The sequence below is a fragment of the Neorhizobium descurainiae genome (assembly GCF_051400715.1).
Classification (GTDB): Bacteria; Pseudomonadota; Alphaproteobacteria; order Rhizobiales; family Rhizobiaceae; genus Neorhizobium.
Window position 1 is genome coordinate 82,384 of sequence record NZ_JBLFFK010000003.1, and the last position, 14,987, is coordinate 97,370.

A 14,987-nucleotide genomic window follows, 5' to 3' on the forward strand; every position below is an offset into this window, starting at 1 on the left:
ACGTGCGAATGCGCGTCACCCCGCCGTCAGCAGGTCAGGTCCGCCGGTCAGGCTTGCCCTTTCCGCCGGTTTTCGGCTTGTCCTTCCTGGGCGCCTTGTCCCTGAAAGGCTTGTCCCTGAAAGGCTTCTCCCTGAAGGATTTTTCGGGAGAGCCGGCATCGCGTACCTCGGCGGCCCGGGCATTGCCCCTGCCATCGGCCGGCTTCCTGTCGGGCTTGCCCTTCGGCCGGCTGCCCCAGACCTCGTCGTCGAGGCGCCGCTCGTCGCGGTCCTTCCCGGCGGGCTTGCCCTTTCCCTGCCAATCCTTGCGCGGCCCGTCCTTGAAAGGCCCGTCCTTGAAAGGCTTGTCTTTGAAAGGCCTGTCTTTCCGGGGGGCATTCTTCCAGGGTCCCTCCGTCCGGGGGCCGTCCTTTCCGGGCTTGTCCAGGCGGGGTCCTTCCCGCGGCGTGCGGCCATCCTCGGCCGCCTCGCGGCTGAACCTGCTGAAATCCGGCGCTTCCCTGAGCCGCGTCACGCGGATGCCGCGTTCCATCATCCGGTCCTTGCCGAGCTTCTGCAGGAAGCGGTCTGCATGGTCGGCGGCGATTTCGACGAAGGTCTCATCCGCCTGCATCTTGATCGCGCCGATCTCGCTCTTGGTGAGATCGCCGCTGCGGCAGATCGTCGGGATGAGCCATCGCGGTTCGGCGCGCTGCTTGCGTCCGACGGAGAGCGAGAACCACACGGCCGGCCCGAAATCGCCCCGCGGCGTCAGCGGCCGGGAGGCCGGATCGCCCCGTTCGCCGCCGGCATCGCGTGGCTTCCGGCCGCCGTCGAGCGAGACCTCCGCCAGGTCTTCCGGTGCCGAATATCTGCCCCGGTAGAGGCTGACGAAAGCAGCCGCGAGCTTTTCGGCGCTATGCCGGGCGACGAGCTTTGCGACGAGGGCCTCTTCGTCTTCGCTTCGTACGGCATCTTCGAAGATCGGATCGGCGAGCAGACGTTCCTCGTCCCGCTGCTGCACGTCTTCGGCCGATGGCGGGCGAGCCCAGGCGGCGGCGATGCCGGCGCCGTCCAGCAGGCGCTCGGCCTTGCGGCGGGCGTTCAGCGGAACGATCATCGCGCTGATGCCCTTGCGTCCCGCACGGCCGGTGCGGCCGCTGCGGTGGAGCAGCGTTTCGGGATTGGTCGGCAGGTCGGCATGGATGACGAGGTCGAGACCGGGCAGGTCGATGCCGCGGGCGGCGACGTCGGTCGCGATGCAGACGCGGGCGCGGCCGTCGCGCATCGCCTGCAGCGCGTGGGTGCGCTCGTTCTGGGTCAGCTCGCCGGACAGCGCGACGACGGAGAAATTGCGGTTGTTGAAACGCGCGGTCAGATGGTTCACGGCCGCGCGGGTCGAGCAGAACACGATCGCATTGGTCGCTTCGTAATAGCGGAGCACGTTGATGATCGCATTCTCGCGGTCGGCCGGTGCGACGACCAGCGCGCGGTATTCGATGTCGACATGCTGCTTTTCCTCCGCCGCCGTCGAGATGCGCACCGCGTCCCGCTGGTAGCTCCTGGCGAGCTTGGCGATCGCCGCCGGCACGGTTGCCGAGAACATCAGCGTCCGCCGGGCGTCGGGAGCGGCTTCGAGGATGAATTCCAGATCCTCGCGGAAACCGAGATCGAGCATCTCGTCCGCCTCGTCCAATACGGCGACTTTGATCTCCGACATGTCGAGCGCATTACGGCGGATGTGGTCGCAGAGACGGCCGGGCGTGCCGACGACGATATGGGCGCCGCGCTCCAGCGCCCGGCGCTCGCTGCGGATATCCATGCCGCCGACGCAGCTCGCGATCACCGCGCCGGTCATCTCGTAGAGCCATTCGAGCTCGCGCTTGACCTGCAGCGCGAGCTCGCGGGTGGGGGCGATGACGAGCGCGAGCGGGCTGCCGGCCCGGCGGAACCTTTCCTCTTCGCCGAGGAGGGTGGGGGCCATGGCAAGCCCGAAGGCGACCGTCTTGCCCGAGCCGGTCTGCGCCGAAACGAGCGCATCGGACCCGACCAGGGCGGGGTCGAGCATCGCCTGCTGAACCGGGGTCAGGGTTACGTAGCCGCGTTTCTCCAACGCCTTGGCGATCGCCGGGAGGGCGCCGTTGTAATCGGTCATCTGTCGGTCTTTCGGATTTTTCCGGCGCGCGCGCCGTGGCCGCAATGATCGCAGCCGCACATTGCGGCGGGTCCTACCCATTCCGAAGGCAAATGTCAAAATCCGCGGCGATCATGGTGGCTCAGGCCTCTGAGGGGCGCCGTCGGGCAAGGGAGTGGCGTCGGGCCCGCCGCCTCCGGATTGCCGGCCGTGCCGGAACAACGCTCCCGGCACGGTTTTCGCATAAGCGTTTTCCGCTTACAGCGTCATCGGATATTGCCGGTGAACCTCGGCAATGTCCTTCATCACCTCTTCGGAAAGCTTCAGATCGGCGGCCGCCATGTCGGTCCTGAGCTGCGCCATCGATGTCGCGCCGATGATGACGGACGTCGTGAAGGGCCGCGAGAGGCAGAAGGCGAGCGCCATCTGCGGGAGGTCCAGGCCGTGCTTCGCCGCCACCTCGACATACGCCCTCACCGCCGGCTCCTGCAGCGGCTGCAGGCGTCCGCCGAGGTCCCTGTTGATCGTCGCCCGAGACCCTGCGGGGCGGGCGCCGTTCCGGTACTTGCCGGTCAGGATGCCGGCGGCGAGCGGCGAATAGGCCATCAGCCCGACATTCTCGTGATGGGCGGTTTCCGCAAGATCGAGATCGAACTGCCGGTAGAGGAGGTTGTATTCGTTCTGGATCGAGGCGATCCGCGGCAGGCCCTTCTCCTCGGAAAGGCGCAGGTATTTCAGCGTGCCCCAGGCGCTTTCGTTGGAAAGGCCGACGGCGCGGACCTTGCCCTCCTTCGTGAGTTCGCCCAGCGTTTCGAGGATTTCGGCGATGTCCGCCGCCGCCTTCTCGCGATCCTGCCCGGTCGCGTCGAAGGTCCAGGAATTGCGGAAATGATAGGTGCCCCGGTTCGGCCAGTGGATCTGGTAGAGGTCGAGATAGTCGGTTTGCAGGCGTTTCAAGCTGGCGTCGAGCGCCTCGCGGATGGTTGCCGCGCCGATGTCGCGCCCGCCGCGGATATGCGGCCGGCCGCTGCCGGCGATCTTGGAGGCAAGGATGAGGTTTCCGCGCTTGCCGCCTTTCTTCAGCCACGTGCCGATGATCTCCTCCGTCCGGCCATAGGTCTCGGGTCCCACGGGCGTGGTCGGATAGAGTTCGGCCGTGTCGAAGAAGTTGATGCCGTTCTCGAAAGCATGATCCATCTGCTCATGGGCTTCCGCTTCCGTGTTCTGCGTTCCCCAGGTCATGGTGCCGAGGCAGATTTCCGACACGGAGAGTTCCGTGCGGCCGAGTCTCTTATATTTCATGAAATGAAGTCCCGTCCTGAAAAGCAGGCGGACTTTAAGCGGGATTTGCTGCAGCGCAAGAGGCAATATCCAGGCTTTTCAGCGGTTTTGCAGGCGTGCTTCCTTGACTCGGGATGCCCAAATGTGAATGGAGAGGCGCAAAGCATGAGGGAAGGACATATCCCATGAGCATCGCATTCACGTTCCCGGGGCAGGGCAGCCAGGCCGTCGGCATGGGCAAGGATCTGGCGGACGCCTTTCCGGAAGCCCGTGCGGTCTTCGCGGCCGTCGACGAGGCGCTCGGCCAGAAACTTTCCGACATCATGTGGAACGGCCCGGAAGAGACGCTGACGCTGACCGCCAACGCGCAGCCGGCCCTGATGGCCGTTTCGATGGCGGCGATCCGCGTCATGGAGGCGCGCGGCCTCAACCTTGCCGACAAGGTCGCCTATGTCGCCGGCCACTCGCTCGGGGAATATTCGGCCCTCTGTGCCGCCGGAACCTTCTCGCTCGCCGATACGGCGCGGCTCTTGCGCATCCGCGGCGACGCCATGCAGACGGCGGTGCCGGTCGGGCAGGGCGCCATGGCGGCGATCATCGGCCTGGAGCATGAGGACGTCGAGGCCGTCTGTGCAGAGGCAAAGGCCGAAGGCGTCTGCCAGATCGCCAACGACAACGGCGGCGGCCAGCTCGTCATCTCCGGCTCCAGGGCGGCGGTCGAGAAGGCGGCGGCGCTCGCGACCGAAAAGGGCGCCAAGCGCGCCATCATGCTTCCCGTTTCCGCTCCTTTCCACAGCGACCTGATGGCGCCGGCGGCGGACGCCATGCGCCACGCGCTGGACAAGGTGGAAAAGAAGAACCCGGTCGTGCCGGTGATCGCCAACGTGCGCGCCGCCCCCGCCTATGACGCGGACGAGATCGCCAAGCTGCTCGTCACCCAGGTGACCGGCCAGGTGCGCTGGCGCGAGACGGTCGAATGGTTCGGCGCCAACGGCGTCACGACACTCTACGAGATCGGTTCGGGAAAAGTGCTGACCGGCCTTGCCCGCCGCATCGACAAGAATATTTCCGGCATTGCCGTCAACACGCCGGCCGATATCGAGACGGCGCTCGCCGCCATTGTTGGCTGATTGGAATAGCGAATAGCGAATAGGGAGTAGCGAATAGAAAGAGCCTGCGATGATGCGATGAAAATCTATTCGCTATTCGCTATTCGCTATTCGCTCTAAAAAGAGGACAACATCATGTTTGATTTGACCGGCCGCAAGGCACTGGTGACGGGCGCGACCGGCGGGCTCGGCGAAGAGATCGCAAGGATGCTGCACAAGCAGGGGGCCGTGGTCGGCCTGCACGGCACGCGCGTCGAGAAGCTGGAGACGCTGGCCGCCGAGCTCGGCGACCGGGTGAAGATCTTCCCGGCCAACCTGTCCGACCGCGCCGAGGTGAAGGCGCTCGGCGAGAAGGCGGAAGCCGAGCTCGGAGGCGTCGACATCCTCGTCAACAATGCCGGCATCACCAAGGACGGCCTCTTCGTCCGCATGAGCGACGAGGACTGGGATTCGGTCCTCGAAGTGAACCTGACGGCGGTCTTCCGCCTGACGCGCGAGCTTACCCATCCGATGATGCGCCGCCGCCATGGCCGCATCATCAACATCACCTCCGTGGTCGGCGTCACCGGCAATCCGGGCCAGGCGAACTACTGCGCCTCCAAGGCGGGCATGATCGGCTTCTCCAAGTCGCTCGCCCAGGAGATCGCCACCCGCAACGTGACGGTCAACTGCGTGGCGCCCGGCTTCATCGAAAGCGCCATGACCGGCAAGCTCAACGACAAGCAGAAGGAAGCGATCCTCGGCGCGATCCCGATGAAGCGCATGGGCGCCGGCGCGGACATCGCCGCCGCCGTCCTTTATCTTGCCTCCGACGAGGCGAGTTACGTCACGGGCCAGACGATACACGTCAACGGCGGCATGGCGATGATCTGATCCGCCGGGCGGCATCTCGAAGTGCGTTGCAATCGGTTGTTGGCGGCTGTGGGATGGAACAAATTCTGGCTTTGCGGAACACTGAAACCGTGTTAAGCGGGCCAATGACTGTGAATGGTCACCCCGAAATGCAGGCCGTCATATTGCGTGAGCGTGAGATGGCTGGAACCTGACGAGGGGCGAACGGGTTTGCCGGCACCGGCGTCGAGACGGCGGCGGTTGCGGGTTCTAACAGGGATGCGGATGCCAAGCGGGCATTCGATAAGACAAAAGGTCGAGGAAACCGACATGAGCGATATCGCAGAACGCGTGAAGAAAATTGTTATTGACCATCTCGGCGTCGATGCCGACAAAGTCGTCGAAGGCGCCAGCTTCATCGACGATCTTGGCGCTGACTCGCTCGACACCGTCGAACTGGTCATGGCTTTCGAGGAAGAGTTCGGCGTTGAAATCCCGGACGACGCTGCCGATTCCATTCTGACCGTCGGCGATGCCGTGAAATTCATCGAGAAGGCTCAGGCCTGATCGACGCGATAAATTGGGGATAGAGCCTAAGGCAGATCCCGACAACGGCCCGCTCGCACGGGCCGTTTCAGCACTTAGGGCTGGTCCCTGGAGTGAGGAAACGTTCTAAACATGAGAAAATACAGGGTGGAACGCTGGCGATGAGACGGGTCGTTATCACCGGTACCGGCATGGTATCTCCTCTTGGATGCGGAACGGAAGTCAGTTGGCAGCGGCTGCTCGCCGGCAGGAATTCCGCCCGCCTGGTGACGGAATTCGAGGTCGACGACCTTCCTGCCAAGATCGCCTGCCGCATTCCGACCGGCGACGGCTCCGAAGGCACCTTCAATCCCGACGACTGGATGGAGCCGAAGGAACAGCGCAAGGTCGATCCCTTCATCATCTACGGCATGGCCGCCGCCGACATGGCGCTCGAAGATGCCGGCTGGCATCCTCGGACGGACGAGGACCAGATCGCCACCGGCGTGCTGATCGGCTCGGGCATCGGCGGCCTCGAAGGCATCGTCGAGGCGGGCTATACGCTGCGCGACAAGGGGCCTCGCCGCATTTCGCCCTTCTTCATCCCCGGCCGCCTGATCAACCTGGTCTCCGGCCAGGTATCGATCCGCCACAAGCTGCGCGGCCCGAACCACGCCGTCGTTACGGCCTGTTCCACCGGCGCGCACGCGATCGGCGACGCGGCGCGCCTCATCGCGCTCGGCGATGCGGACGTGATGGTCGCCGGCGGCGCGGAATCGCCGATCTGCCGCATCTCGCTGGCGGGCTTTGCCGCCTGCAAGGCGCTGTCCACCCAGCATAACGACGAGCCTCGGAAGGCTTCGCGCCCCTATGACCGCGACCGCGACGGTTTCGTCATGGGCGAGGGCGCCGGCATCGTCGTCCTCGAAGAGCTGGAGCATGCCAGGGCGCGCGGCGCCAAGATTTACGCGGAAGTCGTCGGCTACGGCCTTTCCGGCGACGCCTTCCACATCACCGCGCCCTCGGAGGACGGCGAGGGCGCCTACCGCTGCATGTCCGCCGCCTTGAAGCGGGCCGGCATCGTGGCTTCCGATATCGACTACATCAACGCGCACGGCACCTCGACCATGGCCGACACGATCGAGCTCGGCGCCGTCGAGCGTCTCGTCGGCAATGCCGCTTCGAGGATATCGATGTCGTCCACGAAGTCGGCGATCGGCCATCTCCTGGGGGCTGCCGGGGCGGTCGAGGCGATCTTCTCGACGCTGGCGATCCGCGACAACATCGCGCCGCCGACGCTGAACCTCGACAATCCCGATGTCGAAACGGCGATCGACCTCGTGCCGCACAAGGCGCGCAAGCGGGAGATCAACGTGGCGCTGTCCAATTCCTTCGGTTTCGGCGGCACCAACGCCTCCCTCGTGCTGCGCCGGTACGACGCATAGTTGAACGCTGTGCCCGGAATGACGGCTGGACTTTCCGGTCCGGCTGATATCATCTGCTGGACCTGTTTTTTGCCGCATTGCTTGGCCAAACAGCGGTCGAAAGCAACGAATTTCTAGGGGGGCGCGGTTGAGCGACACGAATCATGCCAGTGAGCTGCCGCCCGGCAACGGCAGGGGGCCGATCATCCCGAAATCGCCGAACGAGGCCCTGAAGCCGGAGCGCGTACCCGAGCCGCCGCGGCGTTCGAAGAAGGCGCGCAGCCAGGTCGTCATCTTCCTGAACTTCGTGATGACGATGGTCGTCGTCATCTGCGTGGCCGCGGTCGCCGGCTTCTATTACATGATCTCGGCCTTCCAGGATCCGGGCCCGCTGGAGGCCAACACGCATTTCATGGTTCGCCCCGGCGCCGGCTTGGCCGAGATCGCCAGCAATCTCGAACGCAACGGCATCATCTCCGATGCCCGCGTCTTCCGCTATGTGACGGCGAGCTACCTGCGCGGCGGCGAGACCCTCAAGGCCGGCGAATACGAGATCAAGGCGCATGCTTCCATGAAGGACATCATGGAAGTCCTGGAGGAGGGCAGGTCGATCCTCTATTCCGTCGTCCTGCCGGAAGGGCTGACCGTCCGACAGATGATGCTGCGGCTCGCGGAAGACCCGGTGCTCGAAGGCGACCTGCCGGCCGAACTGCCGGCGGAGGGGAGCCTGCGCCCCGACACCTACAAGTTCTCGCGCGGCAGCAAGCGGGCCGACATCATCCAGCAGATGCGCGTGGCGCAGCAGAGGATGGTCGATCAGATCTGGGAACGCCGCGATCCGGACCTGCCGATCAAGACGAAGGAGGAATTTGTCGTGCTCGCCTCGATCGTCGAGAAGGAGACCGGCAAGGATGACGAGCGCGCCCATGTGGCGTCGGTCTTCATCAACCGGCTTGAGAGGGGCATGCGCCTTCAATCGGACCCGACGATCGTCTACGGGCTCTTCGGCGGGGAGGGAAAACCCTCCGACCGGCCGATCTTCAAATCGGACCTCGCCAAGCCGACGCCCTACAACACCTACCAGATCAAGGGCCTGCCGCCGACGCCGATCGCCAATCCCGGGCGGGCGGCGCTGGAGGCCGTCGCCAATCCCTGGCGCACCAAGGACCTCTATTTCGTGGCCGACGGCACCGGCGGCCATGTCTTCGCCGCGACGCTGGAGGAACACAATGCCAATGTCCGCCGTTGGCGCAGGATAGAGGCCGAGCGCGCCGCCAGTCCGGATGCCGTCGTCGATGGCCAGCCGGGCGGCGACGAGGCGGAAAAGCCGCCGACGAGCAATTGACCCGCCTTACCTCCTCGAAGCGCGGCAGCGGCCTGAACATTATCTGGAGACGCCGATGACCCTGCAGTCCATGACCGGTTTTGCCCGCAGCGAAGGGTCGAGCGGGCGCAACCGCTTTGCATGGGAACTGCGCTCGGTGAACGGCAAGGGCCTGGATATGCGGCTGCGCCTGCCGCCGGGGCTCGAACGGCTTGAGCCGGATGTCCGCCGGCTGATTTCGGAAAAGTTCTCGCGCGGCAATCTGCAGGCGACCCTCAACCTGACCGTCACCGAAACCAGGATGGAGGCGGTACTGAACCGCGAAGCGCTCGCCGCCGTGCTGGCGCTGCGCGAGGAGCTCGGCGATCTGGTCGATCCGTCGCCGCTGCGGCTCGATACGCTGCTCGGCATCCGGGGACTTGTCGATATCCGCGAGCCGGAAGAGGACGAGGAGGCGATCGCAGCCCGCGACGCCGCGATCTTCGCCGGCCTCGGCGAGGCGCTGGTCCATCTCGGACGGATGCGCGAGGGCGAGGGAGCGGCGCTGGCCGCGGTGCTCAAGGGGCAGGTCGCCCGAATCGCCGAACTGGTTCAGGTGGTGGAGGCCGATCCGTCCCGCCTGCCCGACGAGATCGCAAAGCGGCTTTCCTTCCAGCTTGCGGCGCTGCTGCAGGAGGCGCCGACGCTCGATCGCGACCGGCTGCATGCGGAAGCGGCGCTGCTTGCCACCAAGGCGGATCTCCGCGAGGAGATCGACCGGCTGAAGGCGCATGTCGCGGCCGCCGGCGAACTCATCGACAAGGGCGGGCCGGTCGGGCGCAGGCTAGATTTCCTTGCACAGGAATTTAACCGGGAATCGAATACGATCTGTTCCAAATCGAATTCCGCTGCTGTAACCGCAGCCGGTATCGAATTGAAAGTCGTCATCGACCAGTTCCGCGAACAGGTCCAGAATCTGGAGTAGGTCATGAGCCCGGCCCAATCGCCCCAGGGCAAGCCGTCCTCGCCCGTGAAGATCGCCCGGCGGGGGCTGATGCTGGTTCTCTCCTCGCCCTCCGGCGCCGGCAAATCGACGATCGCCCGCAATCTTCTGGAATCCGATCCGACCCTCGGCATCTCCGTCAGCGTCACCACCCGCCAGCGCCGCCCGAGCGAGATCGCCGGCAAGCACTACCACTTCATTTCCATCCGCGAATTCGAGCGGCTGCGCGATTCCGATGCGCTTCTCGAATGGGCCGAGGTGCACGGCAATTTCTACGGCACGCCGCGCGAGCCGGTGGAGACCGCCATGGCGGAGGGCCGCGACATGCTGTTCGACATCGACTGGCAGGGCGCCCGCCAGCTCCAGGAGAAGATGAAGGCGGATGTCGTGTCGATCTTCGTGCTGCCGCCGACCATGACCGAGCTGCAGTCGCGCCTGCACCGCCGCGCCGAGGACAGCGAAGAGGTGATCCGCACGCGGCTCCTGAATTCCCGCGCCGAGATCGAACACTGGCGGGAATACGACTATGTCATCGTCAACGACGATCTCGACAACGCCTTCCACGCGGTGGAGCACATCGTCGGCGCCGAACGCATCCGCCGCGACCGCCGCCACGGCCTGTTCGAATTCGTCGAAGGCCTGCTGACGGAAGAGCCGAAGCTCTGAGGATCGGCAAAGAGCCAAGATCGGCGGGATATTTCCTGGTGCAAACGTAGGCATCGCGTTCCGCCACTGGAGGCGAGCGTGGCAAAGGCCGATTTTCGCGTCGCCGTTACCGAACAGGTTTTCCCGACCGAGACGCGCTGACGGCGATGTAACGAGCCATGGACCGCCTGAGAAAGGCGGCCCCGGTGAACGCTTACAAGTCATTCATCATTGGCGAAAAGGGGACTTGTTGCGCCCAGTCTCCTGGTGTAAGTGGGCTTTATCGCGAAAAGCGACCGCTTTCCTTGATCCGCTCAGTGGCGGAGTAAACAGGTGGACGAATTGTCGTCCAGGTGGTCAAGCACACGCCATCCATGCGCTTTCGAGCATGGTTCGGCCAGCGTTTTCCAAGAACAGAAACGCCTGACAACCTCTCAGGCCCAACCGCGAGCCATCGGCGCCTGGCGGCGCTGCATGCTTGCGTCCAACGGAACGCGCCATGAACAGATCACTTGTCGTCATTTTCACCGCCATTGTCCTCGATGCCGTGGGCATCGGCCTCATCTTTCCGATCCTGCCCTCGCTGTTGCGGAACGTAACACACGCCGAGGATGTGGCGCCCTACATCGGCACGATGACCGCCCTCTACGCGGTCATGCAGTTCATTTTCGCGCCGGTGCTCGGCGCCCTCAGCGATCGCCTGGGCCGTCGGCCCGTGCTCCTGATCTCGCTTGCCGGCGCGGCCGTCAACTATGTGTTCCTGGCTTTTGCGCCCAATCTCTGGATGCTGCTGATCGGTCGCGCCATCGCCGGTCTCACGAGCGCGAACATCTCAGTGGCGACCGCCTACATCACCGACATTTCCTCCGAGGACGCGCGCGCGCGCCGCTTCGGCCTGTTCAACGCCATGTTCGGCATGGGTTTCATCATTGGCCCCGTGCTTGGCGGCGCCCTTGGAGACTATTGGCTGCGGCTGCCCTTCATCGCGGCGGCCGCGCTGAACGCCGGCAATCTTCTGCTGGCGTTCCTGATGCTGCCGGAATCGCGCACGCCCAGCCGGGAGAAGATCGACCTGAGCGCACTCAATCCCCTTCGGCCGCTGCGCTGGGTCGTCTCCGTGAAGAGCGTGCTGCCCATCGTCTTCACTTTCTTCATCTTCAGCGCGACCGGCGAGGCCTATGGCACCTGCTGGGCCCTCTGGGGAAGCGACACGTTTCAATGGAATGGGCTTTGGATCGGCCTTTCCCTCGGCGCCTTCGGTGTCTGCCAGACGCTCGCTCAGGCCCTCCTTCCGGGGCCGGCCGTAAGGTTGCTCGGCGAGCGTGCTGCCATCCTGGTTGGTGTCGCCGGTACCTGCATCGCGCTGATCGTCATGGCCTTCGCGACGGAGAGCTGGGTCATCTTCGCGATCATGCCGGTCTTCGCTCTCGGCGGCATCGGCGTGCCCGCACTACAGTCCCTGGCGACCCGCCAGGTCGATGAAAGCCGGCAGGGCCAGTTCCAGGGCGTGCTGGCATCGGCGGTGAGCCTCGCCTCGATCATCGCTCCGCTGGTTTTCTCGAGCTTCTATTTCGTCGTCAGGGAGCAATGGCCCGGCGCGATCTGGCTGTCGGTCGTCGTCGTTTACGCGATCGGCATACCGCTTGTTCTCGGCCTGCGCCTGGCAAAACCGGTCGCGGACCCAACGGCGTAGCGTCGTTTTCGGAAACGTGGGCCACGGGCACGTCTCCGGCCGAGGGCGAGGAGGACGGCAACATCCGCTAAGGCCGAAGGGCGCCGACAGCCGACAGGTGCATCGGGTGCTGCGGTCGCGCCCTCAAAGTAAATTCGCCAATCTGACGAACTCTTCCACCGAGAGCGTTTCCGCCCGCCTTGCCGGGTCGATGCCGGCCTTGACGAGCAGGGCCTCGCCGCCGAGCGGCCTGAGGCTCTGGCGCAGCATTTTTCGGCGCTGGCCGAAAGCGGCGTGGGTGACGCGCTCCAGCTTGTTCACATCACAGGGCAGGGGATTTTCCCGTGGCGTCAGATGCACGACCGTCGAGGTGACCTTCGGCGGCGGCGTGAAGGCCTGCGGCGGCACGTCGAAGACCATGCGCGTCTCCGTCCGCCAGCCGGCGAGCACCCCGAGCCGGCCGTAATGGTCGTCGTCCTCGTCGGCGACGATGCGCAATCCCACTTCCTTCTGGAACATCAGCGTCAGGCTTTCCCAGAAGGGCGGCCATTTTCCGTCTTCGGGGAGCAGCCAGTTGACCAGCAATTGCGTGCCGACATTGTAGGGCAGGTTGGCGATGATCCTGACGGGGCCCTGCCCGGCGATCTCAGCAAAATCGGTCTTCAGCGCGTCGCCTTCGATCACTTCGAGCCGCCCGGGATAATGTTCGCCGATCTCGGCGAGCGCTGGCAGGCAGCGGCTGTCCCGCTCTATGGCGACGACCTTTTCGGCGCCGAGCGACAGGATGGCGCGGGTGAGCCCGCCGGGCCCGGGGCCGACCTCGATCACGGTGACGCCGTCGAGCGGACCGGCGCTGCGGGCGATCTTCTGCGTGAGGTTGAGGTCGAGCAGGAAATTCTGGCCGAGCGCTTTTCGCGCATCGAGCCCGTGGCGCTGGATGACGTCGCGCAGCGGCGGCAGACCATCGAGTGTCGCCATTATGCCGTGGCCCTTGACGCCAGCGCGCCGGCGAGCCTGATCGCCTCGACGAGGCTCGTTTCGCGGGCAATCCCCTGGCCGGCAATGCCGAAGGCCGTTCCATGATCCGGCGAGGTGCGGATGAAGGGCAGGCCGAGCGTGACGTTGACGGACGTGTCGAAGCCGAGCGCCTTGGCCGGGATCAGCGCCTGGTCGTGATACATGCAGATCGCCGCGTCGTAGCGGGCGCGCGCCTCGTCGTGGAACATGGTGTCGGCGGGCAGCGGCCCGAAGACGTGGATGCCCTCTGCGCGCAGCTTGAAGACCGCGGGATGAATGATGTCCTGGTCCTCGCGGCCGATCGCGCCGTCCTCGCCCGCATGCGGGTTGAGCCCGGCGACCGCGAGCCGCGGCTTCTCGATGCCGAAACGGGTCTTGAGGTCGTGATGCGCGATCCGGCAGGTTTCGGCGATCAGCTCTTCGGTCAGCGCCGCCGGCACGTCCTTCAGAGGGATATGGATGGTGACCGGAATGGCGCGCAGTTTAGGGCCGGCCAGCATCATCACCGGCCGGATTCTTCTGCCCGTCGCCTTCTCGGCAAGGTCGGCCAGGAACTCCGTATGGCCGGGAAAGCCGAAACCAGCCTGGTAGAGGATCGACTTGGCGATGGGATTGGTGACCGTGCCGGCCGCCTTGCCTTCGAAGCACAGGGAAACGGCCTTCTCGATCGCGCCGATCGTACCCCTCGCGGTCGCCACATGCGGCTCGCCGACGGCGACTTCCACGCCGGCAGGGACCGGCAGGACGGGCAGGGCATCCGCGAAGACGGAAACGGCGTTCTCCGCCTCCGCTTCCCGGATCGGCACGTCGATGCCGATGAGCGCGGCGCGGGATTTCAGCACGGCGGGGTCGCCGAGGAAGAGGAAGGGCGGGAGAGCGTATCTGTCGCGCGCGGCCCAGGCGGCAATCGTGATGTCCGGACCGATGCCGGCGGGATCGCCCTGGGTCAGCGCCAGAGGGCGGTCAAGCGGACGATCAAGCGGCATGGGCACTCCGGTCTGTCAGCGGTAGTCGATCTGGGCCTTGCCGCGCAGTTCGTCGAGATACTTCTTCTCGTTCGGGTTCGCGCCTTCCTTCTGCGCCTTGGTGAGGTCTTCGGCGCGGAAGACCACTTCGGCTGCGAAGTCGTCCGAAACCTGGCGCTGGTTGCAGATGGCCAGGAACTCGACGCCGCGGTCGGTGACGCGGGTCGCAGTGGTGCCGCCCGAGGCCTTTTCGATCAGCGGCTTCCACTCTTCCGGCAGTTCGGGGGCAAGGACGCGGCCGAGGCTGCGGACCGAGACGTCCCGCATCGTCGCGGCGAACTCCTTGGACTGGTCGCAGCCCGGGAATTTCGAGCGGGAGGCGTTCGCCTCCTGCTGGCGCTTGCCGAGGATCGCGTTGCGCTTGGCGGCGGGCACGACGAAAATGATCTGCTGCAGGAAATACTCGGTGGTGACCGGTTTTTCCTTGTTTTCCATCATGCGGGTGACGAGTTCCTGGCTCGACATGCGGCCGCGGGCGCCGCCATAGCGGGCATTGACCAGGCGCGGCCAGCTCATCTGCACGGCGATGTAGTTCTTGAAATGCTCGACGCCGACGCCGGCCCGATCGAGGACCTGGCCCATCTGCTGCGGCGTCATCTTGTTGCTGGCGGAGAAGCGCTGGAAGGCCTGGTCGACGTCGTCGGTGCTGACCGACATCTTCACGCGGGCGATTTCCTGACGTTTCAGGACCTCGTCCACCATCGCCTCGCGGGCCGTCTTGGTATCGGACTTCTGCCGTTGCAGCCTCAGGAAGGCGGCGCGGCGCGCCACATCCGTGCTGGTGATCGGCGTTCTGTTGACGACGGCTGCGATCTCGCTGGCGGCCTGGGCCTGCTGGACGACCGGCTGGACGACGACGGAAGCGGCCAGGACGGCCACGGCCAGCGCCAGCCTGCGCGTTGCGGTCATTGCAAACATGATACCAATTCCTTTCCCGCCCCGGTGGATCCTCAACCTGAGCCCACCAGCCTCGCCTTCTCTTACTATATTTGCGCCCGCTTGCACAATTCTTGCGGCGAAACGATGACGAACGCCCAAC

General features: G+C 65.2%; 13 protein-coding genes. 8 read left to right on the forward strand and 5 right to left on the reverse strand.

All coding sequences use genetic code 11. From position 1 onward, the window contains the following. Positions 1 to 34: 34 nt before the first annotated feature. Positions 35 to 2,134 (reverse strand): DEAD/DEAH box helicase, encoded by a 2,100-nt coding sequence (locus ACMGE0_RS07080; RefSeq protein ID WP_436815170.1) that lies wholly within the window; start codon positions 2,132 to 2,134, stop codon positions 35 to 37. A gap of 237 nt (positions 2,135 to 2,371) precedes the next feature. Beyond that, entirely contained in the window at positions 2,372 to 3,415 is a 1,044-nt protein-coding gene (locus ACMGE0_RS07085) for an aldo/keto reductase (RefSeq protein WP_436815171.1), read from the reverse strand. A gap of 164 nt (positions 3,416 to 3,579) precedes the next feature. Between ACMGE0_RS07085 and fabD the strand changes: the two genes are divergently transcribed. From fabD to ACMGE0_RS07125, 8 genes are all read left to right on the forward strand, one after another. Continuing rightward, positions 3,580 to 4,524, forward strand: coding sequence for an ACP S-malonyltransferase (fabD, locus tag ACMGE0_RS07090; RefSeq protein WP_436815172.1), 945 nt, complete (start codon positions 3,580 to 3,582; stop codon positions 4,522 to 4,524). Positions 4,525 to 4,638: 114 nt separating this feature from the next. Next, complete coding sequence (fabG, locus tag ACMGE0_RS07095; protein ID WP_436815173.1) at positions 4,639 to 5,376, forward strand: 3-oxoacyl-[acyl-carrier-protein] reductase; 738 nt, start codon at positions 4,639 to 4,641, stop codon at positions 5,374 to 5,376. A gap of 288 nt (positions 5,377 to 5,664) precedes the next feature. Beyond that, a complete protein-coding gene (locus tag ACMGE0_RS07100) occupies positions 5,665 to 5,901 on the forward strand; it encodes an acyl carrier protein (RefSeq protein ID WP_003502080.1) in 237 nt (78 codons plus the stop codon). Positions 5,902 to 6,041: 140 nt separating this feature from the next. Beyond that, positions 6,042 to 7,304: a beta-ketoacyl-ACP synthase II gene (gene fabF, locus ACMGE0_RS07105; protein ID WP_436815174.1), complete on the forward strand. Its 1,263-nt coding sequence runs from the start codon at positions 6,042 to 6,044 to the stop codon at positions 7,302 to 7,304. 127 nt (positions 7,305 to 7,431) lie between these two features. Beyond that, a complete protein-coding gene (gene mltG, locus ACMGE0_RS07110) occupies positions 7,432 to 8,628 on the forward strand; it encodes an endolytic transglycosylase MltG (RefSeq protein WP_436815175.1) in 1,197 nt (398 codons plus the stop codon). Between the two features lie 55 nt (positions 8,629 to 8,683). Then, entirely contained in the window at positions 8,684 to 9,571 is an 888-nt protein-coding gene (locus tag ACMGE0_RS07115; protein ID WP_436815176.1) for a YicC/YloC family endoribonuclease, read from the forward strand. Between the two features lie 3 nt (positions 9,572 to 9,574). Next, positions 9,575 to 10,255, forward strand: coding sequence for a guanylate kinase (gene gmk, locus ACMGE0_RS07120; protein WP_436815177.1), 681 nt, complete (start codon positions 9,575 to 9,577; stop codon positions 10,253 to 10,255). A 478-nt stretch (positions 10,256 to 10,733) separates the two neighbouring features. After that, complete coding sequence (locus ACMGE0_RS07125; protein WP_436815178.1) at positions 10,734 to 11,927, forward strand: TCR/Tet family MFS transporter; 1,194 nt, start codon at positions 10,734 to 10,736, stop codon at positions 11,925 to 11,927. Between the two features lie 123 nt (positions 11,928 to 12,050). On the opposite strand, the gene rsmA is transcribed toward ACMGE0_RS07125, so the two are convergent. The 3 genes from rsmA to ACMGE0_RS07140 are packed head-to-tail and all read right to left on the reverse strand — an operon-like array spanning position 12,051 to position 14,866. Beyond that, positions 12,051 to 12,884: a 16S rRNA (adenine(1518)-N(6)/adenine(1519)-N(6))-dimethyltransferase RsmA gene (gene rsmA / locus ACMGE0_RS07130; RefSeq protein ID WP_436815179.1), complete on the reverse strand. Its 834-nt coding sequence runs from the start codon at positions 12,882 to 12,884 to the stop codon at positions 12,051 to 12,053. Continuing rightward, the gene (gene pdxA, locus ACMGE0_RS07135; RefSeq protein ID WP_436815180.1) at positions 12,884 to 13,909 is read right to left on the reverse strand and encodes a 4-hydroxythreonine-4-phosphate dehydrogenase PdxA; all 1,026 of its coding nucleotides are present in this window, start codon (positions 13,907 to 13,909) and stop codon (positions 12,884 to 12,886) included. Before pdxA ends, rsmA begins: the two co-directional genes overlap by 1 nt. Positions 13,910 to 13,924: 15 nt before the next feature. Further along, complete coding sequence (locus ACMGE0_RS07140; protein ID WP_436815181.1) at positions 13,925 to 14,866, reverse strand: SurA N-terminal domain-containing protein; 942 nt, start codon at positions 14,864 to 14,866, stop codon at positions 13,925 to 13,927. Between the last annotated feature and the right edge of the window lie 121 nt (positions 14,867 to 14,987).